Source organism: Achromobacter sp. B7, from assembly GCF_003600685.1.
Taxonomy (GTDB): Bacteria; Pseudomonadota; Gammaproteobacteria; order Burkholderiales; family Burkholderiaceae_B; genus Achromobacter; species Achromobacter spanius_B.
In genome coordinates, this window is record NZ_CP032084.1 from 1708834 (window position 1) to 1734128 (window position 25295).

A 25295-nucleotide genomic window follows, 5' to 3' on the forward strand; every position below is an offset into this window, starting at 1 on the left:
CATGAGTCAAATATCCACCAAGAAAGGCCGCGTTGTCGTGGGCATGTCGGGCGGGGTCGATTCTTCGGTCACCGCATGGTTGCTCAAGCAACAAGGCTATGAAGTCGTCGGCCTGTTCATGAAGAACTGGGAAGACGACGACGATTCCGAATACTGCTCTACCCGCCAGGACTTGCTGGACGCCGCCAGCGTCGCGGACCTGGTTGGCGTGGACTTCGAGTTCGTCAACTTCGCCGCCGAATACAAAGACCGCGTGTTCGCCGAATTCCTGCGCGAATATTCCGCCGGCCGCACCCCCAACCCCGACGTGCTGTGCAATGCCGAAATCAAGTTCAAGGCATTTCTCGACCACGCCATGGCGCTGGGCGCCGAGCACATCGCCACGGGTCACTACGCCCGGGTGCGCGAAGTGCCGGCCGAGGCGGGCGGCACGCAGTTCCAGTTGCTCAAGGCCCTGGACGCGTCCAAGGATCAAAGCTACTTCCTGCACCGGCTGAACCAGGCGCAACTGTCGCGCACGCTGTTCCCCCTGGGCGAAATCCACAAGACCGAAGTGCGCCGCATCGCCCACGAGATCGGGCTGCACAACGCCGCCAAGAAGGATTCCACCGGCATCTGCTTCATTGGCGAGCGCCCGTTTCGCGAATTCCTGAACCGCTACCTGCCGACCGAGCCGGGCCCGATCCTGACGCCGGAAGGCCAGCAGGTGGGCCGCCACGAGGGGCTGTCCTTCTACACGCTGGGCCAGCGCAAGGGCCTGGGCGTGGGCGGCGTGAAGGGCCGCCAGCGCGAGGACGGCACGGCCGAGGCCTGGTACGTGGCGCGCAAGGACCTGGAACGCAACATCCTGTACGTGGTGCAGGGGCATGACCATCCCTGGCTGCTGTCCGGCCAGTTGCAGGCCCAGGACGCCAGCTGGGTGGCGGGCCATCCGCCCGCGCTTGCCGGCTACGGCGCCAAGACGCGTTACCGCCAGGCGGATGCAGCCTGCCGTCTGGATCGGGCTGAAGGCGATACGTTTGCGCTGGACTTCACCGACCCGCAATGGGCCGTCACGCCGGGCCAGTCGGCCGTGCTTTACGATGGCGAGGTTTGCCTGGGCGGTGGCATTATCCTGTAGCGCACACGCCGCACCGGCACATGCGCGATCAAGCAAGGCCCCGTGGGCGCGTCGCCCGCGGGGCCTTGTTCATGAACCTGAGAAATCAAAACGAGAGGAGAGGGTTGTGGATGTTTCGATGGTGATTTGCCTGCTGGTGCTGGGCGCGGTGGCCGGCTTTGCGGCGGGGCTGCTGGGAATCGGTGGCGGGATGCTGCTGGTGCCGCTGCTGACCATGTTGTTCTCTTGGCAGGGCATGCCGCCCGAACTGGTGGTGCACGCCGCCATCGCAACGTCAATGACGTCCATCCTGTTCACGTCGATCTCCAGCGTGCGGGCGCACCAGCAGCGCGGCACGATCAAATGGAACATCGTGTGGGCGATGGCGCCGGGCATCATCATCGGCGGGCTGATATCGGGCGGAGCGGTGTTCGCGGCCCTGAACACGCTGTGGCTGTCGCTGTTCTTTGCGCTGTTCGTCGGTTATTCCGGCTGGAGCATGCTGCGCAACAAGAAGCCCAAACCGGCTCGGCAGATGCCCGGCGTGGTGGGCACCAGCGCGGCGGGGGCGGGCATCGGTTTCCTGTCCGGGCTGGTCGGCGCGGGCGGCGGATTTCTGTCGGTCCCGTTCATGGTCTGGTGCAACGTGGCCTTGCACAACGCCGTGTCCACGTCGGCCGCGCTGGGTTTTCCCATTGCGCTGGCCAACAGCGTGGGTTACGTGGTGTCGGGCCTGAATGAAGGGGCGACGCGCCCCGGCATGCTGGGCTACATCTATTGGCCCGCGTTGCTGGCGCTGGTGTGCACCAGCGTATTGACCGCGCCGCTGGGCGCGCGGATGGCGCACCGCCTGCCGGTGCAGACCTTGAAGCGCGTGTTCGCATGCCTGCTTTTCGCCTTGGCGGCGTACATGCTGTTCAAGGCCTGGCAGACGTTCGCGGCGCAATAAGGCAGTTCGGCGGCGGCCCTGGCCGCCGCGCCGGCAAGTCTGACGCCCGCGCAATGCAAACCGGCCACACAAGGTGGCCGGTCATCAAGCACCCGTGTAAAACGGGCAGGCGGGGAACCGCTCAGGCGGTCTTGGGCGCGGTGTCGATAAATGACTGCCGCTGCGCCAGCTTGTCGTGCAGGCGCGCCAGGTTCAGGTGGTTGGCGCGCCAGTCCAGCGCGGCGAAGCGCAAGTCCAGGTAGCCCAGCGCGCAGCCGACGGCGATGTCGGCCAAGCTGTAGTTGATGCCCATGCAGTGGGCGTTGTCACCCAGGCTTTTGTTCATGGCGTCCAGGCTGGCGTGGATCTTGCCGTATTGGCGTTCGATCCATTCCGGGCTGCGCTGGGCCTCGGGGCGCTGGTTTTCCTTGACGATGGCGACACAGGCGTCCAGGACGCCATCGGCGATGGCCTCCCAGCACTTGACGGCGGCACGGTCACGCCCCTGTTGCGGAATCAGGCGGGCAACGGGCGACAAGGTGTCCACGTACTCGACGATGACGCGCGAATCAAACAGCGCGCCGCCATCTTCCATGACCAGGCAGGGCACTTTGCCCAGCGGGTTGTACGTTTGGATCTGCGTGTCGGCGGACCAGACGTTTTCGAGTTCAAGCCGGTAGTCCAGCTTTTTCTCGGCCATGACGATACGCACTTTGCGTACGTATGGACTGGTAAGCGAGCCGATCAGTTTCATGGAGTCACAAGCGGAGTCGAAAAGCGGCCGAAGTATAGCAGGCCGTATGACGGTCAAGCCGTCCGTTGGCCGGAATCTTCGCCAGTTTGCCACAATGTTGCACGCCCCTGGATGATAAAATCGCCGGGTTTTCCCATCCGTAGCCATTTCTTCTTCAGACCATGCAAATCGCCGACCAGTTGAGCCAACTTAATGCCCTTTCGCCATTGGATGGCCGTTACGCTTCCCGGAGCGACGCGCTGCGCGGCCTGCTGTCCGAAGCCGGCTTCATGGCGCATCGCGTCGAAGTCGAGGTGGCCTGGCTGGTCGCCCTGTCCGACGCCGGCCTGCCCGAGCTGCCCGCCTTTTCGCAGGCCGCCCGCCAGCGCCTGCAACAGCTGGTGCAGGATTTTTCGGAAGCCGATGCCGGCCGCATCAAGGACATCGAACGCGTCACCAACCATGACGTGAAGGCCGTTGAGTACTGGCTGAAGGAAAAAGTGGCCGACGACGCCGAGTTGGCGCGCGCCGCCGAATTCATCCACTTCGCCTGCACCTCGGAAGATATCAACAACACCTCGCACGCGTTGATGCTGTCGCGCGCCCGCGATCAGGTGGTGGTGCCGCGCCTGCGCGAACTGGCCGCCAAGCTGAACGACATGGCCGTGGCGCAAGCCGACCAGCCGATGCTGTCGCGTACGCACGGCCAGCCGGCCAGCCCCACCACGCTGGGCAAGGAGTTTGCCAACGTGGCCGCGCGCCTGAATCGCGCCATTGCCGCTGTCGAAGCCGTTGAACCGCTGGCCAAGCTGAACGGCGCCACCGGCAACTACAACGCCCACCTGTCGGCCTACCCGGAAATCGATTGGCCCGCCTTCAGCCAGCGCGTGCTGGCCGGCCTGGGCCTGACCCAGAACCGCCATACCATCCAGATCGAACCGCACGACTGGATGTCGGCCCTGTTCGACGCCATCACCCGCGCCAACATCATCGTGCTGGATCTGGACCGCGACGTCTGGGGTTATGTGGCGTTGGGCTACTTCAAGCAGCGCCTGAAGGAAGGCGAGGTCGGTTCGTCGACCATGCCGCACAAGGTCAACCCGATCGACTTCGAAAACTCCGAAGGCAACCTGGGCCTGGCCAATGCCGTGCTGCGCCACCTGGCCGACAAGCTGCCAATCTCGCGCTGGCAGCGCGACCTGACCGACTCCACCGTGCTGCGCAACCTGGGCGTGGGCCTGGGCTATTGCCTGGTGGCGTGGGACGCCTGCATGCGCGGCCTGGGCAAGCTGGAAGTGAACACGGCAGCCATCGACGCCGACATCGATGCTTGCTGGGAAGTGCTGGCCGAGCCGGTGCAAACGGTGATGCGCCGCTACGGTCTGCCGCAGCCTTACGAACAACTCAAGGCATTGACGCGCGGCAAGGGCATTACCGAAGAAGCGCTGCGCGAATTCATCCAGGGCCTGGCGTTGCCGGAAGAACCCAAGGCCCGCCTGTTGGCAATGACCCCCCGTTCGTACATCGGACTGGCCGCCGAGCTGGCCCGGGCGGTATAGTCGCCATGCCGCGCGCGTCATGCGCGCGGCATTCTTGTTGTTCTTACGGGAGATTGCAATGCAAAAGTTGTCCACGCTAGTCGCGTTGGCCTGTATGACCGTGGCGCCGTTGCTCGCGACGACCGCCTCGGCACAGTTCGCCAAGCCCGAAGACGCGGTCAAGTACCGCCAATCGGCGTTGACGCTGATGGCCTCGCACTTTGGTCGCATGACGCCGGTGGTCAAGGGTCAGGCGCCTTACGACGCCGCGCAGATCAAGGCCAACGTCGAAGTGCTCAAGACCTTGTCGGCGTTGCCGTGGACGGCTTTCGGGCCGGGAACGGAAGGCGGTGATGCTCGCCCCGAAATCTGGAGCGACGCTGCCGGCTTCAAGCAAAAGCAACAAGCCTTCCAGGACAATATCGTCAAGTTATCGGCAGCTGCTGATTCCGGCGACCTGGACAAGCTGCGTGCGGCCTTCGGCGATGTGGGCGCCAGCTGCAAGGCTTGCCACGACTCGTACCGCAAGAAGAAGTAAGGCGCTGCCGTCTGGCGACGGCATCGATACTTTCCAAGCAAAAAGCCCTTCGATGCATCGAGGGGCTTTTTGTTTTTCCGGGCGCTGCGTTCGTGCGTGGCGGATTACGAAAACGACATGTCGGCCATGATTTCCAGTGACCGTATCCACAGCACCAGGCCCGTCACGCAGGCGCCCAGCAGCAGTGCGCGCAACCACACGGCGAAACCGTCCTGTGCGGGCGGCGTCCCGGCGGGCAGGTCCTTGGCGTCGACATCGCCCGTGATGATGGATCGCACCAGGCGCTTGCGGCGCACCAGCGCGTACCAGGCAACCGCCACCAGGTGCAGCGCGATCAGGCCGATGATTACCCACTCGTTCAGCTTGTGCCACGACGTCAGGGTGCTGGCGGTGTCGGCGCTGACGTAACCGAACAAAGGCCCTTGCATCATGATGTCGTCGGTGGTGAACAAGCCGCTGACGGCTTGAAAGCCGATGACCAGCAGCAGCGCCAGTACCGACAGGGCGCCCAGCGGATTATGTCCGGCGGGCGCGGCGGCGCCCTTGAGGTATTTGGCCACCGCGCCGGGGCCGCGCACGAACGTGGCAAAGCGCGCGTAGCGCGGGCCGACGATGCCCCATAACAGGCGGAAGATAATCAGGCCCAGCGCCGTACAGCCAAAGCGCACGTGCCAGTCCATATACAGGCCGCCCAGCTTGACGCTGACGAACGCGCCGACAATACAGACGACTAGCGCCCAGTGAAAGAGGCGGGTGGGAAGGTCCCAGATCCGTACCGCGAGTCGATTGTTCTGCATGGTAAGCGTGCCAGGGCTGCGTTGCGAGCGACTTTATCACGCAACAATGAAATCGCCGCGCACCAGGCGCGGCGAAGCTGTCAGCGATATCGGCGCGTGGCGCCGATGGGTTCAATACGAAGCGTTGCGCACCGATTCGATGCGATGCACGTGTTCGTGGCGGAAACGGATCCGCTGGCCAGGGGCCTTCTGCGTGGTATTGCCGCAAGCCACGACTTCCGTCGTGTAAGTCGTCGTGCCGTTGATCGGCGCGTTGAAGATGACGGTTGCGCGAATGGCCGGGCCATTGGCCGGTTGCAGATGAACGATGTCGCCGATATGGATCGGGGTGTTGTCCAGCGTCGTGTGAGCCGGGCGGCGGATCAGGTCCGAGGTAGTGAAACGAGTATTCATGGTGTGTGTTCTCTTAGGTTCTAGTTATTAGAAAAGCTGCGTCTGGCGCATGCTGCGAAGGGCGGACGTACCAAAAGCGCCTCGCGTCCTCGCGGTTGCCTTGTCACCGGGTTTTGTTTTGACAGGGCAGGCATGACACTAACGCATAAGTGTTGCCGTCAGTTTGCGCATTCTCATGTTTTTTGCGTGCGCGCGTAACGGGGTACTGCGGGGGTGCTGCGGCCCAATGCCATCGGTCAGTCCTGGACGACATTGGTTCGAGCCAGAGGGCTGCCATGTCGGTGCATGCGCCTGCGGGCTCAAGGGATCGCACAGAGCGGGTTGACTCTGGCGGGTGCTGTGCGACCTGGAATGTGATGGGTAATCACGATCCTGGTTGCAACGTGTCTTGTTGCTTCTTTCCAAGCCGGACTGGCGGATTGGTGAAGATGTGGCGGGGTAGTGCCATGTATCCGGACGGATGCTGGCGATTTGCGCGTTTTTTCTCGTGATTGGTTTTGGGAAACCTGGAGTTCTTGCAAATCAGACTGCAATGCCGGGAGGCTGGGTAGCGCGCGGTTTTCGCGGCGGGTACCCGGGTTCAAGCCCCTGGTCTAATGTTTTCGGCCAATTTATTCTGGGAAATATGGGGCGCGAAAATGCATTAGTCGTCGATATTATCGCGACTTTTATTGCCGTGCAAGTGTTTTTTAAGGGGGCCAGGCCAGGCCCCCGGGGCGGGCTCAGTGCTCGGCCTGTCGGGCCCGGCGCTGGGCCTCGATGATCAGCTCTTCAAGGCGGGGAGACATGCGCAACGCCACTTGCGCGCCCATCGATCCGTCGGGCTGGCGCTCGGTTTCAAGGGCCAGAACGATGCTTTCGTCGTTGAACGCCTCGGGCGCCGCGTCAAGGTCTGCATAGCGCAGGACCAGCGCGTCCACGGCCTTTTGGGCGGCCGCCAGGGCGTCTTCCGACAACTGGCCCTGCCCAAGGTACTGATTCACCACGCGAGCCAGGTCGTTCATGAAATACAGCAGCGCGGCCGCACCGCGGCAGTCGGGCAGGGTGAATCCCCAAGGGGCGGAAGAGGCGGGTTGAGTCATGAAGTGCGGTACCACGTAACGAAGGCCGGCTGGCCGGGATTTCGCATTTTACGGCCCCTTCAAGGCGGCTTCCCTCGGAAGCATCACCCGGCGCGCCCCGCCGGGGCGGGTTCCCTTCGGTGCCTCTCTTCTCGTGCATCCCTTTGATGCATACTTCCGGGCCATCATGATTCGACTTGCCCATTCTTGCGACCTGACCCGCCTGGCCGACATCGAACGCTCCGCCGCCCAACGCTTTCTTGGCACGGACATGGCGTGGGCCGCCGACGGCGACACCTTGCCGTTGGACACGTTGCGTCAGGCCCTGGCCGCTGGCCTGCTGTGGGTTGCCGTGGACGGCGAGCGGCTGTGTGGTTTTGCGCTGGCCATGCCGCTTGATGGCGACCTCTACCTGGCTGAAATGTCCGTGGCCATGCCCGAGCAGGGGCGCGGTCTTGGGCGCGCATTGATGCGGGCGGTGCTGGATCACGCTCGGCAGGCGGACCGCTACCGCGCCGTCGTGCTGACCACCGACCTGCATCTGCCCTGGAATGCGCCGTTTTATCGACGGCTGGGCTTTGACGTAGTGGCGCCGTCGTATTCGTCCGGCTTGCAGGCGCGCTTGCAAGCAGAAGCCGCTGCGGGCTTTGACCCCGCGCGCCGCTGTGCGATGGCTTATCCCTTGGCGCAACGGCCCGTCCAGCGGTGAGCCACGGCGTCCGTTTGCCGGCCCCTGTGTCAACTCGCTTCGATCGCAACAAATTCCACCCGTGGGCGGCGCGCGGCAAGGGCTTCAGGATAATCTGGCCTCATGCGTCGGCTTCCGTTTCGAAGGCGGCGCGGTTTTGATCGGTCTATACATCAACCCGCTATGGCGAGGAGGACACGCATGTCACTGTGGCGAGCCGGCCTGATGGTTCTGGCAACGGCGTCGCTGTTGTTCGCAACGGCGTGCGTCAACAAAGAGCCCCAGGAGCGCGCGGCGTTCATCCAGCTGCTGCAAGCGCGGGTCAATAACGATGCGCTGCTGCCCCTGCCCGCCCTGAGCAAGGCGGAAAAGGAAGCGGTGGGCGATTACGCCGACGCCTACGAAGTCATCACCGACTTCCAGCAGAAAATGGCCAAGTCGGCCCAGGACATGCACGCAGTGCTTGAGTTGGAAACGATCCGATCCGTCGGTGAAATCGTCCAGCGTCAAAGCGGTTTCGAGGCCGCGCGCAAGACGCTTGCCGACAGCGCCGGCCGGCTTGAGGACGCCCGCGCGAAGGCGGACAGCGCACGCGCCAAATTGGAATTGCCGGCGGATCTGGCGCCGGTGTATGACGGCGTGTATGACGAGGCCGTGACCGGGCCCGCCACCGAGCTCATGCGGTCGGCTTCCAAAATGGATTCGGTGGCGCGCGATGCGCTGGGCGTTGGGGCCTTTGTGGCCGCCAATGCCGCCGATATACAGCTGGTGGACGACCAGGCGCGCGTGGCGACGCCCACTCTGCAACAGGAACTGAACCTGCGCCTGCAAGGCCTGAACGCACAGTCGGACGCCTTGACCCAGGCTCGCCGGACGATCCTGTTGGCCGCGCGGCGCGGCGAGTGACAGGGCGCCGGTGCATGGGCTTTGTACAATGCCGGTCTCGCGGCGATCGCCGTGCCTGGAATGGAACATGAGCCAATCACCCAGCTTGCACTACAGAACCTTTCTGCTCCTGCTCGTGGTGGTCTCCATCGCGTTCGGCTGGCTGTTGTGGCCTTTCTACGGCGCCGTTTTCTGGGGTGCCATTCTTGCCATCATCTTTGGACCCTTGCAGCGCCGTCTGGTCAAGCGCATGGGCGGGCGGCGCAATCTGTCCGCGCTGATCACATTGCTGGGCGTGTTGCTGTTGGTCATTCTGCCGTTGGTGGCGATTACCGGGTCCCTGGTTCGCGAAGGCGCCAACCTGTACCAGAGCATCAAGTCCGGCGAACTGAATTTCGGCGCCTATTTCCAGCAAGCCATGGCGGCGTTGCCGCCTTCCGTGCATGACGTGCTGGCGCGCTTCGATCTGGCCGATATTCCCAGCTTGCAAGAAAAACTCAGCGCCGGCGCGATGCAGGCCAGCCAGTTCCTTGCGACCCAGGCGCTGAGCATCGGGCAGGACACGTTCCAGTTCGTCATCAGCTTCGGCATCATGCTGTACCTGCTGTTCTTCCTGCTGCGTGACGGGCCAGAGCTGTCGGCGCGCATCAAGCGCGCCATGCCGCTTAGCGACGCGCACAAGCAACATCTGTTCCGCAAGTTCACGACCGTGGTGCGCGCCACCGTCAAGGGCAACATCGCGGTGGCGGCCGCGCAGGGCGCGCTGGGCGGCATTATCTTTTCGATTCTGTCGATCCAGGGCGCGCTGCTGTGGGGCGTGATCATGGGGTTTTTGTCGCTGCTGCCGGCCATCGGGGCAGGCCTGATCTGGGCGCCCGTCGCGATCTACTTCCTGCTGACCGGCGCCGTGGTCAAGGGCGCGGTGCTGATCGCATTCGGGGTGCTGGTCATCGGCATGGTCGACAACGTGCTGCGACCCATCCTGGTGGGCAAGGACACGAAGATGCCCGACTACGTGGTGCTGATTTCCACGTTGGGCGGCATGGCCCTGTTCGGGCTGAATGGCTTTGTGATCGGGCCGCTGATCGCCGCGCTGTTCATGGCGTGCTGGGACCTTTTTTCGCCCACCGACAACACGCTTGAGCAGCAAGACAAGCTGCCGGTGGCGCCGCCGAAATAACGATTCGGCGCTGGCCGACTAGCGCCTGGCGGCTGGCCATTGCATCAACGCAGACGTAGCAACTGGTCGCCAATGAGCAGGTCGCGATCGGCTCGGGGGCGGGTGCGCACCAGCCCCTGCTTTAACGCCTGCGCCACATCGTCCACGCCGGTGACGTCTTCCATGGGCTGTTCAAAGCTGGCGGCGTGCAGGTCGCCTAGATAACGCCATTGGTCGGCCGCATCCAGCGTAAACGCGCTGAAGCGGTCCGGCCCCGGGTAGTCTGTGTCGGATTGCGGCGCCACGTACAAAACCAGTTCGTCCGCGCCGTCACCCGTCAGGTCGGCGAAGATGACACGGCAGCGCGACACAGGCGGTGCCTCGGCAGTAGACGCAGCGGCGCCCGACGCATCGGCGCCCGACGCTTCGGCGCCCGACGCAGCGGCGGCCGAGGCTTCGGCACGGGCCTGGGCCTGCGCCTGGGCACCAGGCACGCACGCGCGTGCCAACGCGGGATGTTCGCGTCGCAGAGTGCGCCACCACGCCACCGGGACGTCGCGCCCGGCCGGTGTCACGGCCAGCGTTACAGCAAGGTCGGGGGCTTGATCCCGCGCGGGATCCAAGGGCGCGTCCCAGCGGAAATATCCGCCTTGCAGCGTCTCTTTGGCGGCTTCGGCAATACGAGGGTCGCGCGCATTGGCAGCGCCGTCCGCCAGCCGGCGCAAGGCATCGTGCCCCCACACGCCGTAGTCTCTGCCCATGGCATGAAAGCTGAAATCCTCCGGATCCTTGCGCCCGTCCACCAGCCGCTGAAACTGGCTTTCGGCGCTCAGGCGCAGCGGGTTGGCCAGCGGCGTGGCAAGCGCCAGCAGCAGCGCCACCGTGGCCAATGCCGCGACCAGATTGGTGGCTGCAAGCGCCGCATGATGGTGTTTGCCACGTATCGCCGCCCACGCATACCCGACCCCGTACAGCACCAGGATCGCAGCGGCACCCACGCCCCAGGCGCGCAGCACCGTCCAGCCGTATTGCTCGACGCGAATTACCGCGCCGGTCAGGGCGACGGCCGCCAACGGCAACAGACACACCATCGCCCAGCGCAACAGCCGGCGCAGCCGAGGCCCAAACGGGTCTGCTTGCGGACCGTCTTGCCAGGCCGCGTTGATCAGCTTGATCCAGACCAGTAAAAAGGCGATCAGCGCGCCGGCGGATAATTGCACGGCCTGAAGCCCCAGCGCCAGCCTTGCCGCCAGCGCAACGGTAAAGGCCAGGCCCACTACCGTCACCAGCGGCAGCAGCCACGCATTGAGCGTCAGCCAGGCGCGTTGCAGGATGTTCGTCAGCGCCGGCCGGCGGCGCAGGCCGACCAGGCAGGCGGCCAGGACCATCGGCCACACGGCAAAGCGGAACGTCGCGTCCTCGACCAGACTGCGCACGATGCGGATTCCGATCATGTCGAACATCGCCCCGGCCGCCGCCATCAGCATGAAAACGCAAAGCGCCAGGCCAAGGCTCAAGCCCAGGTGGACCGTGTTGCGCCATGCAGCGCGGAAAATGGCGGGGTAGTTCCAGCGAGGCCTGTGAACGTCCAGCGCCTGCACCAAGGCCAGCAGCACAAAGCCGACCATGCCCGCCAACAACAGCGCCATTGCCGTCTCGCCACGGCCCGCCCAGCCGCCTCGTTCATCAGGCATGGATCCAAAGGCAGCGGTCATGCCGTAAGCAGTGACCAGCGGCAGCAACACGCCGAAGATGCCCAGCGCCGTCAGCCACCGTCGACGGCTTTTCATTCCCGACAGCAACGCTGCGGCAAGCGGCATCAGCGCCAGCCATTGCAGCAGGAAATACAAGGCGAAGGGGTGGCCCCAGGGCCAGGCCCGATGGGCCATTAACTGCTGCATGCCCGCGCCCAGCAGCGCGGCGATGGCGCCATGGATCAGCACGGTAATATCCGCCGCGTCCAGGCGGGCGCCGACGGTCTTTTTCAGGGACGGATTGTTCATGGCGGCGATAGTAGCAACAGCTTGGCTGTCGCGCCCGGACAAGACGCGTTTCGCCCCCATCAAATCGTCGCGGGCGCGGATTTTTCGGAGTAAATTGGGGACGCGATGTGGCGCGCCAAAGGCGTGATAACGCCCCGAAAAGGCGTCTGTGCGCGGAGTGTGCGGTTGCGGCTTCTGCAATAATTTCTGAATTTCATCCTGACCGGACGGCGATCCGTACAGGACGTATCGGGAGGCGCATGGTTCCAAGGGGGAAGACGATGGCTGATGGCGAAAGCCTGCCTGGCGTGCGGACGCGCCCTCAACACCGGTATTCAATGCGCACCGGTCTGCTGACACTCGTCTTTGCCTGTATTTTGCCGGCCCTGGTCGTGGCGTCGGTGGCGGTGTACGAAAGTTACGTCGTCCAAAAAGACCGGATCCTGCGAGACACGATTTTCCTGGCTCGCAACCTTGCCGCCATCCTTGATCGCGAGCTGACCGGCGTTCAAGCCGGCTTGCAGATGCTGGCCACCTCGCCAGACCTGCTTAGCGGCGACCTTGCCAGTTTTCATCAGCGCGCGCGGGATTCGTTGCGTTTTCAGATCGTGGACAGTTATGTCCTGACCGACCACGACGGGCGCCAGCTGATCAATACCCTGGCGCCCTTTGGCGCGCCATTGCCTCTGAGCGGTGCGCCCGATGACCTGCGACGGGTATTCGCTACGCGGGCGCCGGTGCTGACCAGCCTGTTCATCGGCGGCGTCAGCAAGAAGCCGACGATTGCGATGGGTGTACCGGTGGTGCGGGCCGACAATGTGATTTACAGCCTGAACGTGGGCTTGTCCCCCGACCGTATCGGCCACGCGCTGGCCCGGCGCGCCTTGCCCGAAGGCTGGGTGGCCGCGGTGCTGGATGGCTCGGGAACAATCATCGCTCGCACTCGCGACGGCGCGAAGTTCGTCGGCCAGAAGGCCGTGCCCGCGCTGGCGCAGGCCGTGCAGCAGGAAGGCGAAGGGGCGTTCGAATCCATCACCAAGGAAGGCACGCCGGTCTACACGGCGTTCAGCCGTTCGATGTTGTCGGACTGGACGGTTGTGGCGGGTGCGCCCATGAGTCTGGTCACCACGGATCTGTACCGGTCGATTGCCTGGATTGCCCTGGGCACCTTGTTCGCGTTCGGCCTGGGGCTGTGGCTGGCGTTGCGTCTTGCCAGCCGCTTGACGTCTGCGGTGCAGGGGTTGGTCGGGCCGGCGTTGGCGTTGGGGGAGGGGCGCACCGTCGAGCTGGCGGGCACAAGCGTCAAAGAGGCAGAGGAAGTCGGCACGGCGTTGTTGCAGGCGTCCCGCATGCTGGCGCACGCGCAGCACCTGGCACACTACGACCCGTTGACGGGCCTGTGCAACCGGGTGCTGTTCGGTGAGCTCGTGCTGCGCGAATTAGCCGTGGCGCAGCGCAGCGGCGAATCCTTCGCCATCCTGGCCATCGACCTTGACGGCTTCAAGGCGGTCAACGACCTGCACGGCCATGCCGCTGGCGACACCGTGCTGAAAGAGGCCGCGGACCGCATGGCGCGCGCGATCCGCGTGTCCGATGTGGCAGCCCGGCTGGGCGGCGACGAATTCGCGGTGCTGCTGCTGGGAGTGGGCCAGGAACAGGCACAGTCCGTGGCCGAGGCGCTGGTCGATAGCTTGTCTTTGCCCTATCCGGGCATCAGCGTGGGCGTGTCGGCCAGCGTGGGTATTGCCGTCTATCCCGACTCCGGTATTACGATGTTGCAGCTGCTTGAGCGCGCCGATGTGGCGCTCTACAAGGCCAAAGGCGAAGGCAAGCGGCGGGTGGCGTGGGATCGCTAGCGCGGGGCGCCAGGCGGTTTACGCATCAGGCCGCGGCGGTTGCTGGGGCGCCAGCGCCGTCAGGACCTCGCCGGAATTCAACTGATATCGTCGCTCACCCAGGGCGATCACGCCTTCTCCCTCAGAGGTTCTGAGGATGTACCGGGACGTCGCAAGCAGGGGCGGGCCGGACGCACCGGGCGTATCCGCTTGCAAGAAGACTTCGATCCGGTAAAGCCGGCCCGACTCCGTGCTGGCTAGCACATCGCTCAATCTGCGTATGGAAATGGCCATGCCGCTGATACTCCCTCTTGTTTGATGTTTCAGTGGGTCTGTCGCGTATCCCGGCGCGGTACTGGCCGCCCCGGTCGGTCACTACGATAACGATTGGTTTTCGCTACACTGCCCGCCTGCCGCCGCTCGGGTGCCAAACGAGGGGCATCAAGCAAATTAGCGGAAACGGTAATGCGATTCTCTCCCGGCCGGAATACGGCCACATTTTTCGGTCTGCTGGCGATCTTGCTTTGGGGCACGGTCGTCGGCCTGATTCGCGGCGTCAGTGAGAATTTCGGCGCCGTCGGGGGCGCCGCGCTTATTTATACGGTAGGTTCAGCCTTCCTTGTGTGTCTGCTTGGGTTTCCGACGTTACGGAGTTTTCCGAGGCGTTATCTCTGGGTGGGCAGCATGCTGTTCGTTGCGTATGAGATCTGCCTGTCGCTATCCCTGGGGTTTGCGCTGGACCGCGCCCAAGCTATCGAGCTGGGCATCGTCAATTATCTTTGGCCTTGCCTGACTGTGCTGTTCGCCATTGCCATGAACGGGCAGCGCGCCAATGCCTGGGTGGTGCCCGGCATATTGCTGTCGGTATGCGGCATCGTGTGGGTCGTGGGCGGATCAAGCCTGTCTTGGGAACGCACACTGGCAAACATTTCCAGCAACCCCCTGAGTTATGGATTGGCATTGGGCGGCGCCATTATCTGGGCCGTGTATTGCAACGTGACCAAACGATATGCCGACGGTAAAAACGGCGTGACCTTGTTTTTCATGCTGACGGCGGCAGCCTTGTGGGCCAAGTACGGATTCAGCGCCGAACCGCCGTTGGCGTTTACCGTGCCCGCCACGCTTGAACTCGTTATTACCGGCGGTGCAATGGCTGCCGGTTACGCGCTGTGGAACGTGGGCATACTGAACGGCAACTTGACCTTGTTGGCGACGGCGTCCTATTTCACTCCGGTGCTGTCCACCTTTTTCGCAGCCGTATGGCTGTCTACCCGCTTGACCGCGTCATTCTGGCAAGGAGTGGCGATGGTCACAGCGGGCTCTTTGTTGTGTTGGGCAGCAACGAAAAGCAAAGCCGCTCGGGGCGTGTAGCCCGGGGCGGCGATTACCGAAGGTTAAAAACAATCAGTCGATCAGCATGGATTGCGCCACCGCGTATCCCAACGGGATAAGCAACAACGACGCAAAAGTTGAACTGACAATCGCCGCCGATATCTTCAGCCAGGGCTCGGGGCCCGCGCTTCGAATCGTTTGAACCACTAATCCGACGATACCCATAACCATCAAACAGCTCATTACCACTGCTACGTAAGTCATGTTGTCTCCGTCCTCGCCTGATTAAAGGGATTCGGCGCCGCGTTGTACGGTCTGTATGTGTGAACTGATTGTGCGCCTGTATTTGCGGACTTGGCCCTAGGGTTTTCCTGGCGCGGGGATCTCGGTGTGGCGTTTTTGCCGCGCGGTCCGCAGCATGAATTCGTGTGCGGTTGCAGCAATTCAAACGGTGTACGCCAAGGGCTTCATGCATCCACGGTTTGCGCTACGATGGCGGCGTCCCATCCTGGAAAAGGCGGCAACATGCCGAACAGATTGCGCCCTGGCACGCGTGCCACGCTTCAAGTCAGGCAACTGCTGCCGGGCGAATTCGCCTGGATCATCACGTTGCTGGATCCCGAAACCGGCAATGTGCACAGCACCAATTATTCTGAAAAGCGATATGGCAGCCAGGATGAAGCTTCGGTTGCCGGTAAGGCCGCAATCATGAAAATCCTGGGTAAAGACGGAAATAATGCCGTGGCGATAAGCCGGGACGGCAAACCCAAGCCGTGAAGCCGCCTCGCTGTTGAATGACCGGAAGCCCTCGCAAGAGGGCTTTTTTGCGCGCGGTGGTAATGGCTAATGGGAGCGGAGGACGCGTAGGGCGGGTACGGCGGGGACGGGGTGGTGGGACGTTGCCGGTGCCGGGAACGCCGCTTGCTGAAGGGCAGGGCGGTGCACTTTGCGCCACAGAGGAGAACCGATCATGCCCCAGTCCCCGCATCGAGAGCCCGGCTTGCCGGACGATCTGCCGCCGGATGACCCGTCGTTGCCCGGCAACCTGCCGCCCGACGATCCCCTGTCGGACCCGAATCAGCCCCCGGATGATCCGCCGCTGCAGGACCCCACACCGCCTGCGCCGGACCCCCGCATGCCGGGCGCGATCGACCTGGCCTGAGCGCCACGTCCACTTTTTTCGATAACCCTGAGAAGGAGTCTGTCATGCGTTCCATTTTGCTTTGGCTGCTTGGCGTGCCTATTCCCATCATCATTCTGCTGGCGCTTTTCTGGCATTGATGCCGGTTGGCCGTCTCGTGCATCCGCGTCGGTGCGGCGTTGCACGCAGCCGGCGTGAAATAACAATGAACAAGGAATCACCATGGAAAACGCATCATCTTTGAGCCAACCCTACGGCGCCGTGCCGCCACGCGAGTCGGCGATATCGGCGGTGTCCTGGGCCGCGGTATTCGCGGGTGCCGTAATCGCCGCGGCGCTGTCATTGGCCTTGTTTGCCGGCGGTACCGGCCTGGGCTTCCTGTCGGTGTCGCCCTGGGGCGATGAGGGCATGTCCGCGCCCGCCGTGGGCATCAGCATCATTGCGTGGATGCTGTTCACGCAGATCGTGTCGTACGGTATCGGCGGCTACGTCGCGGGGCGCCTGCGCACCAAGTGGGTGGACGTGCATTCCGACGAGATCTATTTTCGCGACACGGCCCACGGCTTTCTGGTGTGGGCACTGAGCGCGGTTGTCAGCGCGGCCTTGCTGGGTTCGGCCATTGCCACGTTGGCGTCCGGCGCGGCCAAGGCGGGCGCGTCGGTGGCTGCCGGTGCAGGCACGGCGGTGACGGCCACGGCCGCGGCCGGCGCCAGCGGCGGTGGCATGGATCGCGCAACGGAGTACTTCACCGATACGTTGCTGCGTTCGGACCGGCCCGAAGCGGCCGGCGACCGTAACGCCGCCCGCACGGAAGTCGGCCGCATCGTGGCCATGAGCCTGGCGCGTGGTGACATGACGCCCGAAGACCGCGACTACGTGGCAAAGGTCGTGGCCGCGCAAACCGGTCAGGAACCTGCCGTGGCGCAGCGCCGTGTCGAGCAGACCATCGCCAACGCCAAAAAGGCCGCCGAAGACGCCAAGCAAAAGGCCAAGGAAGCGGCCGACAAGGCGCGCAAGGCAGCCGCCGCGTTCGCGCTGTGGGGCTTCGCATCGATGCTGATCGGCGCCTTCGTCGCCAGCCTGGCCGCAACCTGGGGCGGAAAGCGTCGCGATACGCTTCGCAAGCTGTAAAGCAGAAGCAGGCGGACGGGGCAGACGGAGGCGGAAGCGCCCCGGGCGCTTTGCGCTAATTTTGCGCAAGGGGGGGCAGCGCTTAAGCCCCCCGCCCCGGCCGCAGTCCTGCAATGCAAAAGGCCCTCACCGAAGTGAGGGCCTTTTTAAATTCTTGGTGGCGCATCCCTGATTCGAACAGGGGACCTGCGGATTATGATTCCGTCGCTCTAACCGGCTGAGCTAATGCGCCAACTTGTCCTGCTTTCCCCGTTTTTCAGTGCCCGGTTTGTTTCCAAATCCGTGTCGCTGATCAACGAAGAACGAAATTCTAGCATAAAACTTTTTTCGCGTGCAAGCGGGCGGCAAGCGAAAAATCAGCGTGCCTTTTCACGCATCCCTGGCCAGCCGAATACCCGAAAACTGCCAGCGCGCTTCCGGTGGGAAAAAGTTGCGGTAGCTGGCCCGGACATGGTCGCGCGGCGTCACGCATGAGCCGCCGCGCAACACGTATTGGTTGCACATGAACTTGCCGTTGTATTCGCCCACCGCGCCTGCGTCGGGCTTGTAGCCGGGATAGGCGTCGTACGAACTTGCCGTCCATTCCCAGGCGTCGCCAAATAGCTGGACCGGTCCGCCGGACGCGTTGCGCGCGGGCGCGGGACGCGGGTCCAGGTGGCCGTTTTCCAGCATGTTGGCGCGGCCGGGAAACACGGGGTCGGTCTGCTGGCGCGCGGCGTGTTCCCACTCCGCTTCGCGCGGCAAGCGCACCCGGGCCCAGCGCGCATAGGCATCGGCTTCGTAGTAGCTGACGTGCGTGACGGGCGCCTGCAATTCCACTTCCCGCAGGCCGCGTAGCGTGAAGACCTGCCAGTCGTCGCGTTGGCCTTGCCAATAAAGCGGCGCGCGCCAGCCCTCGGCGCACACGCGGTCCCAACCTGCCGACAGCCACAGTTCGGGCCGCTTGTAGCCGCCGTCGCGGATGAATTCCAGGAACTCGTGTTGGGTGACCAGGCGGTCGGCCAGGTAGTAAGGCCCCAGCAGCACCTCATGCGCCGGGCCTTCATTGTCAAAACCAAAACCTCGGCCGTCGTGGCCAATGCGCGTAATGCCGCCGCCATAGCGCGTCCACCCGGCCGGCGTGGCCGGTGGCAGTGCGGGCGAGCCCGGCGCCACGTACGCGGGCTTAAGGGGATTGAAGGACAGCATGTGCTTGAGGTCGGTCAGGATCAATTCCTGATGTTGCTGTTCATGGTTCAAGCCCAGTTCAAGCAGGGCATCAAACGCAGGATCATTGCCGCCCAGCCGCGAAATCAGGTCGTGCATGGCCGCGTCGACATGCTGCCGATATTGCTGGACCTCGGACAGGGCAGGGCGCGACAACAGCCCCCGCTGCGGTCGCGGATGTTTGGCGCCGATGGCGTTGTAGTAGGAATTGAACAGCATCCGGTACTGCGGGTGGAACACGCTGTAGGCCGGGTGGAAATGCGTCAGCAGGAAGGTTTCGAAAAACCAGGTGGTGTGCGCCAGGTGCCACTTGACGGGGCTACAGTCCGGCATGGACTGCACCTGGCAATCTTCAGGACTGAGCGGCGCTGCAAGCGCGGTGCTGGTGGACCGCACCGCGTCGTAGCGGTCATGCTGGCCGGCCTGCCCGCTTGCGTAGGGTCCGGTGGCGGGGTGAGTCAGCAGGCAGGCAGGTTCCATGGCGATCCTCCAGTGGCGTTGATGAACTGCCCGCGTCATGCACGGGCGCTGAAAACCGAGAACCAGCCGCGCGAATCCGACCAGTGGGCAATGTCGCCAAAGCCGGCGCGTTGCAGCAGGTCCGAGAACGCTTGCGGCGTGAACTTGTAGGAATTTTCGGTATGGATGCGTTCGCCTTCGCGAAATTCGCGCTGGCCCCCGGGCCACGACACGCGCACCGCGCGTAGCGCTTCAAGATGCATTTCCACGCGCGACCGGGCGCTGTTGAACAGGGCGACGTGGCGCCAGTCGGCCACGTCGAAATCGCTGTCCAGCACGTTGTTCACGTGCCGCAGCAAGTTCAGATTGAACGCCGCGGTCAGGTGTAGTGCATCGTCATAAGCGGGCTCAAGCACCTGCTTGGGCTTGACCCGGTCTACCCCCACCAGCAGTCCGCCACCGGCGCATTGCGCGCGGATGCGCTTGAGCATGGCAAGCGCACTGTCCGGATTCAGGTTGCCGATGCTGGAGCCGGGGTAGAAGAACAGGCGCTGCGCAGGCGGAACGCCCGCCGGCAACGCAAGAATTTGTGAGAAATCCTGGCCCACCGGAGTCACTTCCAGGTCGGGGTACGACAAGCGCAGGCGTTCCACGGCGGCTTGAAGATAATCGGCCGAGATATCGATGGGGATGTAGTGCTTGGGGCGTAAGCGCGCGAACAGGCGCTCGGCCTTGACGCAATCGCCCGCGCCCAGATCGATCATCGACTGCACCGGCCCGATGTGGCGTGCGATGTCGTGGGCGTGATTCTGAAAAATCTCGGCTTCGCAGCGCGTCGGGTAGTACTCGGGCAGTTGGGTAATGGCCGTGAACAGCGACGAACCCAGCGCGTCGTACAAAAACTTGGGGTCGATATGCGCCGGATCATCCAGCAAGCCGTCGCGCAGCTCTGCCTGTTCGGGACGGGGGGCCTGGGCCTCGTGCGCCACGAAAGACGGCGCCGCGGGGGCAAGCATTGCAGAAGGGGAAACCATGCGTTCATTCCTTTTTTGAGGCAGTTGAAGCGCATTGCAAGGGGGTTATTGTGGCGGCCAGGGGGGCTGCGGTGTCAAGCGCTAAGCCGCTGAATGCAATGGACTTTTACGAAATCGAAGCAGCGGGCCGAACCAGGGATGCCGCCCGCCCGGCGCTTCGCGGTAGCCCTACAGCAAGTTTCGGGCCGCTGAAATATCGGATTACGGCTGGTTGCGAAAGCTGGAGCGGCGCCGCCAAATGATCGGCACAATGGGGACATGGTCAACGGGGTGGCGTCGTTGACGTTGCGGCAACGCGGCGTGGCTCTCCCCCCTTGCGACCCCAATCTTCAAAGGAGCGACTATGAATCGAAAGCACCAACGCGCCGAGATGGCTCTGCACCGTGACCGGGTCAACGACAGCTTCCGCGATCTGCTCTCTGGAACCGAAGACCTCTTGCGTTCGACGGCTTCTTATACGGGCTCCGAGATTGAATCCGCCCGTGCTCGGCTGAAGTCGCAACTTGCCGAAGCGCGCCACCATGCGGGTGATTGGGAAGGCGCGGCACGCGAACGTGCTTATCGCGCCAAGGCCTACGCCGATGAATACGTGCACGAACATGCCTGGAAGTCGGTGGGCGTGGCGGCATTGGTAGGCGCCTTGCTGGGCTGCCTGGTGGCCAGCGGCCGGCGTTAAGCCGCAGTCGCCATGAGACCACCACCGGCCTTGGGCCGGGTAGTACGCGCGCCGGGCGCGCCTTCGTGGCTGCCCGGCGCGCGTCGTGGGGCGCACGCATTGGTGCTGGCGTGCGCGGCCACGCTGCTGGCGGCCTGCGCCCGCGTGCCGGACGCCGATGAACGCCAGGCCCGTAAAGAACAGGCGGGGCTGTCCGCCGAGGCCGCACGCGAAAGCTATCGGCGCGGGCAAGGCATTGTGGCCGACCCCAACACGCCGAAGGATGATTTCCTGGCGCGTCACCTGGCGGTCGAGCAAGCCGTCAGCGGCGCGCCTCTGTCGCCCGGCAATCAAGTCAAGTTGCTGGCCGACGGGCCCACGACCTATCAAGCGATGCTCAAATCCATTGCACAGGCGCGCCGCTATGTGCACATGGAGACCTATATTTTTGAAGACGACGCCGAAGGCGCGCGCTTTGCCGAGGCGCTTATCGCCGCGCGCAATCGCGGCGCCGAAGTGTCTTTGATGGTCGACGCGGTGGGCACCATCAAGACGCCCGACGCCCTGTTTCAACGCTTGCGCGACGCAGGCGTTCAGGTGGCGGTGTTCAACCCCGTCAACCCGGTCGCCGCGCGCGCGGGGTGGTCACCGAACCAGCGTAATCACCGCAAGGTGCTGGTGGTTGACGGCAAGGTCGGCTACCTGGGCGGCATCAATGTCAGCAGCGTTTATGAGTCGTCGCCGGGGGCGGCCTCGGGCTCGACCCCCGGGTCGGGTGGTAAATCCAGTGGCGGCTCGGGCAGCGGCGCGGGTAAAGAGGCTGATGCCAAGCCCGATGATGCAAAACAAGACGGCCCGAAGGCCAAGGGCGATGCCAAGGCCGCGCCATGGCGCGATACGCACTTGCGCATCGAAGGGCCGGCCGTGGCGCAGCTGGAACAGGTGATTCAGGCGGGCTGGGCGTCGCAATCGGATGAACCGATCAAGGGCGGCGGCACGCATGTCGCGCCGCCGACGGGGTCGACCACCGTGCGCATCCTGGCGAATCAACCCGATCGCAGCGACGGCTATACCGTCTATCTGACGCTGATGTCGGCATTTGAAAGCGCGCAGAAATCCATCCACATCACCATGGCGTACTTCGTGCCCGACCCGGCCTTTATCGACGTGTTGTCGGCCGCCGCGCGGCGCGGTGTCGATGTGGTGTTGGTGTTGCCCGGGTTCAGCGATTCGTCGCTGGTCTTTAACGCCGGCCGCTCGCATTACACCGATCTGCTGGAAGCCGGCGTCAAGCTCTACGAGCGCCGCGATGCCTTGTTGCATGCCAAGACGGCGGTGGTGGACGGCGTCTGGTCCACGGTGGGGTCCAGCAATATGGACTGGCGCAGTTTCGCGCTGAACTACGAGATCAACGCGGTCGTGCTGGGCCCGGAATTCGCCGGCGAAATGGAAGCGCTGTTCCAGCGCGACGTTGCCGATTCCGTGCCCATCACCCCGGAAACCTGGCGGCAGCGTGGGGTGGACGATCGGTTCATGGAGTTCTTTTCGCGGATGTTCGAACGCTGGCTGTAGCGCCCGCGTTCGAACATCGGCCCTAGCTGTCTCAAGCGGTCAGCGCTGCGTGGCTAGGCGCGGTGCTCGGCCAGCGCCGTGGTGATGTCTTGCGTGGGTTGGAACGATTGCGCCTGGGCCATGGCCCAGCCCACGCGAAACACCTGATGCCGGAATTCGCCTCGCAGCAGTTCACCTGGCGCCAACTCAGGAAACAGCGCCGACAACAAACGGATTTCGCTGGACGAGATGCGGCGTGCGATGTGATGCGGGCGCAGTTGGCCCGGGTGCGTCAGGCCCGCCGCCGCCAGAAGCTCGGCCAGCGCGTGCAGCGTATTGCGATGAAAGTTGGCCACCCGCTGGGCCTTGTCGGGCACCACCAGCGCGCGCTGGCGCAGCGGGTCTTGTGTGGTGACGCCGGTGGGGCATTTGCCGGTATGGCAGGCCTGGGCCTGGATGCAGCCGATGGCGAACATGAAACCGCGAGCCGCATTGCACCAGTCGGCGCCCATCGCCATGACGCGCGCCATGTCGAAGGCCGTAATGATTTTTCCGGATGCGCCGATCTTGATGCGGTCGCGCAGGTTCACGCCGATCAAGGTGTTGTGCACCAGGCGCAGCGCTTCGCGCAGCGGTGTGCCTACGTGGTCCACGAATTCAACCGGCGCCGCGCCCGTGCCGCCTTCCGCGCCGTCCACCACGATGAAATCCGGCGTGATGCCGGTTTCCAGCATGGCCTTGACGATGGCGAACCATTCCCAGGGGTGGCCCACGCAGAACTTGAATCCTACCGGTTTGCCGCCCGACAGTTCTCGTAGCCGCGCCACGAATTTCATCAAGCCGATAGGCGTGTCGAAAGCCGAATGGCTGGCTGGGGAGTTGCAATCCTGCCACGCGGCCACGCCGCGCGCTTCGGCGATTTCCAGCGTGACCTTGCTGGCGGGCAAGATACCGCCATGGCCGGGCTTGGCGCCCTGCGACAGCTTGATTTCAATCATCTTCACCTGCGGCGTACAGGCGTTCTTGATGAAGGCTTCTTCGGAGAATGCCCCCTGTTCGTCGCGGCATCCGAAGTAACCCGACCCGATGTTCCACACCAGGCTGCCCCCCGGCTGGCGGTGGTAGCGGCTGATGCCGCCTTCGCCAGTGTCGTGCGCAAAATCCCCTTGGCGCGCGCCTTCGTTCAATGCCAGCACGGCGTTGGCCGACAGCGCGCCAAAGCTCATGGCCGACACGTTGAAGGCAGACATCGAATAGGGCTGCGTGCAGTCCGGGCCGCCCACCGTGACACGAAAGTCCGTGTCATTGATGTGCGAGGGCGACATGGAATGGTTGATCCATTCGTAGCGGTCGCCGTACACGTCTTCCTGCGTGCCGAAGGGGCGCTTGTCGATTTCGCGCTTGGCGCGCTGATAAACAATGGAACGTTGCGCGCGCGAGAAGGGCGCGGCCTGCGTGTCGTCTTCCAGGAAATACTGGCGGATCTCGGGGCGGATGAACTCGAACAGAAAGCGCAGGTTGCCGATGACGGGATAGTTGCGCCGGATGGCGTGGCGCGTCTGGATCAGGTCGTAGACGCCAAGCGCGCCCAGCATCGCCAGCGGAACGGCGGCCCATAGCCACCACAGTGAATCGGTAGCCGCCAGGAAAGCGGTGACGGCAGCGCCGGCAAGGGTCAATAAAAAGGCCGTGTAACGGCCAAGCATCCAGCTCATGTTCTCTCCGGGGTGCGCAAGTGACGCCACCATACACCAGCCGGCGCGGCCGAAAAAAGAAAAGCCCCCTGAAAAGGGGGCGATGCGTGGAACACAGTTTTTCAGCAGCGGGCCGTCAGCAGCTGGAAGCCGGGGGCGTTTTCTCGACGGCCAGGCCGAAGGCGGGGCGCAAGCGCACGCCCAGCGCGCTGCCCGCGAAGGCGGCCGGCAGCCACAGCCAGGCATGCAGGCTGCCCGACAGGATGCCGCTGAAGTACGCGCCGATGTTGCAACCGAAGGCCAAGCGAGCGCCATATCCCAGCAACAGGCCGCCGATGACGGCGCCGGCCAGCGAGCGTGCAGGCACCTTCCAGACGGGGGCGAATTTACCGGCGGCGCTGGCGGCGGCCAGCGCGCCCAGCATCAGGCCGATGTCCATGACGGTGGTGACGTCCTGGCGCAACGGCGCGCCCAGCGAAGGCTGCTTGCTCCAGTACGTCCAGCTGGCCACATCGCCGCTGACGGCGTTCAAGGCTTTGGCGCCCCACAAGGCAAAGGCGGATGTGATGCCCCACGGGCGGCCGGCCAGCGCCAGCGTGGCGAAGTTCAACACGACCAGCGCAACGCCGCCCCAGATCAGCGGCCACGGGCCTTGCAGCAGGGAAACGGGGCGCGCGGTGCGCGAGGCAAAGGAAATCACGTGGCCGTGGCGACGCTTTTCAAGCGCGGTGGTACCCCAGGCGATCAGGGCAAAAACCACCAGGTTGGCGATCAACGCGGGCGCCAGGCCCCAGGTCTTGATCAACGATGTGGGCGCCAAGGCGGGCAGCGTCGACCACCAGCTGAAATTGGCCGTGGCAACGACCGAGCCCACAATGAAGAACAGCAGCGTGACCAGCATGCGCGTGTTGCCGCCGCCCACGGCGAACAGCGTGCCCGACGCGCAACCGCCGCCCAGCTGCATGCCGATGCCGAACAGGAACGCGCCCAGCACCACGGACACGCCCGGGGGCGATACGAAGCCGGTGACGGGTTGGCCGAACAGCGTGCCGGCGGCCAGGAACGGGAAGAACAGCAGCACGCCCACGCCCAGCATCAGCATCTGTGCGCGCAGGCCCGCGCCGCGGCGGTCGGACACGAACACGCGCCAGGCCTGCGTAAAGCCGAAAGATGCGTGATACAGCGTGACGCCCAGCAGAGCGCCAATCACCCACAGCGCACCTTGGCGCCAGCTGACGGTTTGAAGCAGATAGAGCGCGCCGGCCAGCAACAGCAGCAGCGCAATCCACAAGGGCTTGCGGTTGATGTGCAGTGGCGGCAGGGCCGAGGGCAGGGGCAAGGTCGAGGCGTTGGAACTCATGGGGCATCCCGGGGGGATTGAATCGGTTCAAAGCAAACGGGCGCGTGTAGGGGCGCCCGTGGAGATGCTTGGAAGTTTACGGCGGCGGTTTAATGG

General features: G+C 64.1%; 24 protein-coding genes and 1 tRNA gene. 14 read left to right on the forward strand and 11 right to left on the reverse strand.

Annotated elements, in window-relative coordinates; genetic code table 11:
• Position 1 precedes the first annotated feature (1 nt).
• Together mnmA and DVB37_RS07700 are read left to right on the forward strand one after the other, a co-directional pair.
• Entirely contained in the window at positions 2 to 1120 is a 1119-nt protein-coding gene (mnmA, locus tag DVB37_RS07695; RefSeq protein ID WP_120154513.1) for a tRNA 2-thiouridine(34) synthase MnmA, read from the forward strand.
• 106 nt (positions 1121 to 1226) lie between these two features.
• Positions 1227 to 2048, forward strand: coding sequence for a sulfite exporter TauE/SafE family protein (locus DVB37_RS07700; protein ID WP_046805525.1), 822 nt, complete (start codon positions 1227 to 1229; stop codon positions 2046 to 2048).
• A 121-nt stretch (positions 2049 to 2169) separates the two neighbouring features.
• Here the strand turns inward: DVB37_RS07700 and DVB37_RS07705 are convergent, their stop codons facing one another.
• Positions 2170 to 2781 carry a glutathione S-transferase gene (locus DVB37_RS07705; protein WP_104143238.1) on the reverse strand — a complete coding sequence of 204 codons (612 nt, stop codon included), beginning with the start codon at positions 2779 to 2781 and terminating at the stop codon, positions 2170 to 2172.
• A gap of 161 nt (positions 2782 to 2942) precedes the next feature.
• On the opposite strand from DVB37_RS07705, the gene purB reads away from it, so the two are divergent.
• Both purB and DVB37_RS07715 read left to right on the forward strand, forming a co-directional pair.
• On the forward strand, positions 2943 to 4319 hold the full coding sequence (gene purB, locus DVB37_RS07710; protein WP_046805523.1) for an adenylosuccinate lyase: 1377 nt from the start codon (positions 2943 to 2945) through the stop codon (positions 4317 to 4319).
• Between the two features lie 58 nt (positions 4320 to 4377).
• Positions 4378 to 4836 carry a cytochrome c gene (locus tag DVB37_RS07715; protein ID WP_046805522.1) on the forward strand — a complete coding sequence of 153 codons (459 nt, stop codon included), beginning with the start codon at positions 4378 to 4380 and terminating at the stop codon, positions 4834 to 4836.
• A 104-nt stretch (positions 4837 to 4940) separates the two neighbouring features.
• On the opposite strand, the gene DVB37_RS07720 is transcribed toward DVB37_RS07715, so the two are convergent.
• From DVB37_RS07720 to DVB37_RS07730, 3 genes are all read right to left on the reverse strand, one after another.
• The gene (locus tag DVB37_RS07720; protein ID WP_104143242.1) at positions 4941 to 5633 is read right to left on the reverse strand and encodes a cytochrome b/b6 domain-containing protein; all 693 of its coding nucleotides are present in this window, start codon (positions 5631 to 5633) and stop codon (positions 4941 to 4943) included.
• A gap of 111 nt (positions 5634 to 5744) precedes the next feature.
• Positions 5745 to 6026 carry a hypothetical protein gene (locus DVB37_RS07725; RefSeq protein ID WP_046805520.1) on the reverse strand — a complete coding sequence of 94 codons (282 nt, stop codon included), beginning with the start codon at positions 6024 to 6026 and terminating at the stop codon, positions 5745 to 5747.
• 722 nt (positions 6027 to 6748) lie between these two features.
• Positions 6749 to 7108, reverse strand: a complete 360-nt coding sequence (locus tag DVB37_RS07730; protein ID WP_120157410.1) for a hypothetical protein — start codon at positions 7106 to 7108, stop codon at positions 6749 to 6751.
• Positions 7109 to 7274: 166 nt separating this feature from the next.
• Between DVB37_RS07730 and DVB37_RS07735 the strand changes: the two genes are divergently transcribed.
• From DVB37_RS07735 to DVB37_RS07745, 3 genes are all read left to right on the forward strand, one after another.
• Positions 7275 to 7796 carry a GNAT family N-acetyltransferase gene (locus DVB37_RS07735; protein WP_120154515.1) on the forward strand — a complete coding sequence of 174 codons (522 nt, stop codon included), beginning with the start codon at positions 7275 to 7277 and terminating at the stop codon, positions 7794 to 7796.
• 180 nt (positions 7797 to 7976) lie between these two features.
• Positions 7977 to 8681 (forward strand): DUF3053 family protein, encoded by a 705-nt coding sequence (locus DVB37_RS07740; protein WP_120154517.1) that lies wholly within the window; start codon positions 7977 to 7979, stop codon positions 8679 to 8681.
• 67 nt (positions 8682 to 8748) lie between these two features.
• Complete coding sequence (locus DVB37_RS07745; RefSeq protein WP_046805517.1) at positions 8749 to 9840, forward strand: AI-2E family transporter; 1092 nt, start codon at positions 8749 to 8751, stop codon at positions 9838 to 9840.
• Between the two features lie 44 nt (positions 9841 to 9884).
• Here DVB37_RS07745 and DVB37_RS07750 read toward each other — a convergent pair whose 3' ends face one another.
• Positions 9885 to 11822, reverse strand: coding sequence for a DUF4153 domain-containing protein (locus DVB37_RS07750; protein ID WP_120154519.1), 1938 nt, complete (start codon positions 11820 to 11822; stop codon positions 9885 to 9887).
• A 260-nt stretch (positions 11823 to 12082) separates the two neighbouring features.
• On the opposite strand from DVB37_RS07750, the gene DVB37_RS07755 reads away from it, so the two are divergent.
• Together DVB37_RS07755 and yddG are read left to right on the forward strand one after the other, a co-directional pair.
• Positions 12083 to 13657, forward strand: coding sequence for a sensor domain-containing diguanylate cyclase (locus DVB37_RS07755; protein ID WP_104143248.1), 1575 nt, complete (start codon positions 12083 to 12085; stop codon positions 13655 to 13657).
• A gap of 444 nt (positions 13658 to 14101) precedes the next feature.
• Complete coding sequence (gene yddG / locus DVB37_RS07765; protein WP_120154521.1) at positions 14102 to 15007, forward strand: aromatic amino acid DMT transporter YddG; 906 nt, start codon at positions 14102 to 14104, stop codon at positions 15005 to 15007.
• A gap of 33 nt (positions 15008 to 15040) precedes the next feature.
• Here yddG and DVB37_RS07770 read toward each other — a convergent pair whose 3' ends face one another.
• Positions 15041 to 15232, reverse strand: coding sequence for a hypothetical protein (locus DVB37_RS07770; RefSeq protein ID WP_046805512.1), 192 nt, complete (start codon positions 15230 to 15232; stop codon positions 15041 to 15043).
• A 261-nt stretch (positions 15233 to 15493) separates the two neighbouring features.
• Here DVB37_RS07770 and DVB37_RS07775 point away from each other — a divergent pair, with 261 nt between their 5' ends.
• From DVB37_RS07775 to DVB37_RS07785, 3 genes are all read left to right on the forward strand, one after another.
• The gene (locus tag DVB37_RS07775; RefSeq protein WP_046805511.1) at positions 15494 to 15745 is read left to right on the forward strand and encodes a hypothetical protein; all 252 of its coding nucleotides are present in this window, start codon (positions 15494 to 15496) and stop codon (positions 15743 to 15745) included.
• Positions 15746 to 15938: 193 nt separating this feature from the next.
• Complete coding sequence (locus DVB37_RS07780) at positions 15939 to 16130, forward strand: hypothetical protein (RefSeq protein WP_046805510.1); 192 nt, start codon at positions 15939 to 15941, stop codon at positions 16128 to 16130.
• A 201-nt stretch (positions 16131 to 16331) separates the two neighbouring features.
• Positions 16332 to 17240, forward strand: coding sequence for a hypothetical protein (locus DVB37_RS07785; protein WP_046805509.1), 909 nt, complete (start codon positions 16332 to 16334; stop codon positions 17238 to 17240).
• Between the two features lie 155 nt (positions 17241 to 17395).
• Here the strand turns inward: DVB37_RS07785 and DVB37_RS07790 are convergent.
• The 3 genes from DVB37_RS07790 to egtD all read right to left on the reverse strand — a co-directional run bounded on the left by DVB37_RS07790 (position 17396) and on the right by egtD (position 19939).
• A tRNA-Met gene (locus DVB37_RS07790) sits at positions 17396 to 17472 on the reverse strand.
• Positions 17473 to 17609: 137 nt separating this feature from the next.
• Positions 17610 to 18926: an ergothioneine biosynthesis protein EgtB gene (gene egtB, locus DVB37_RS07795; RefSeq protein WP_120154524.1), complete on the reverse strand. Its 1317-nt coding sequence runs from the start codon at positions 18924 to 18926 to the stop codon at positions 17610 to 17612.
• A 35-nt stretch (positions 18927 to 18961) separates the two neighbouring features.
• On the reverse strand, positions 18962 to 19939 hold the full coding sequence (gene egtD, locus DVB37_RS07800; protein ID WP_120154526.1) for an L-histidine N(alpha)-methyltransferase: 978 nt from the start codon (positions 19937 to 19939) through the stop codon (positions 18962 to 18964).
• 343 nt (positions 19940 to 20282) lie between these two features.
• On the opposite strand from egtD, the gene DVB37_RS07805 reads away from it, so the two are divergent.
• The gene (locus DVB37_RS07805) at positions 20283 to 20615 is read left to right on the forward strand and encodes a YqjD family protein (protein WP_046805506.1); all 333 of its coding nucleotides are present in this window, start codon (positions 20283 to 20285) and stop codon (positions 20613 to 20615) included.
• A 12-nt stretch (positions 20616 to 20627) separates the two neighbouring features.
• Positions 20628 to 22166: a phosphatidylserine/phosphatidylglycerophosphate/cardiolipin synthase family protein gene (locus DVB37_RS07810; RefSeq protein ID WP_371683122.1), complete on the forward strand. Its 1539-nt coding sequence runs from the start codon at positions 20628 to 20630 to the stop codon at positions 22164 to 22166.
• Positions 22167 to 22219: 53 nt separating this feature from the next.
• Here DVB37_RS07810 and DVB37_RS07815 read toward each other — a convergent pair whose 3' ends face one another.
• Together DVB37_RS07815 and DVB37_RS07820 are read right to left on the reverse strand one after the other, a co-directional pair.
• On the reverse strand, positions 22220 to 23860 hold the full coding sequence (locus DVB37_RS07815) for an FMN-binding glutamate synthase family protein (protein WP_104143252.1): 1641 nt from the start codon (positions 23858 to 23860) through the stop codon (positions 22220 to 22222).
• 115 nt (positions 23861 to 23975) lie between these two features.
• Positions 23976 to 25199, reverse strand: a complete 1224-nt coding sequence (locus tag DVB37_RS07820) for a YeeE/YedE family protein (RefSeq protein WP_046805504.1) — start codon at positions 25197 to 25199, stop codon at positions 23976 to 23978.
• Positions 25200 to 25295 lie beyond the last annotated feature (96 nt).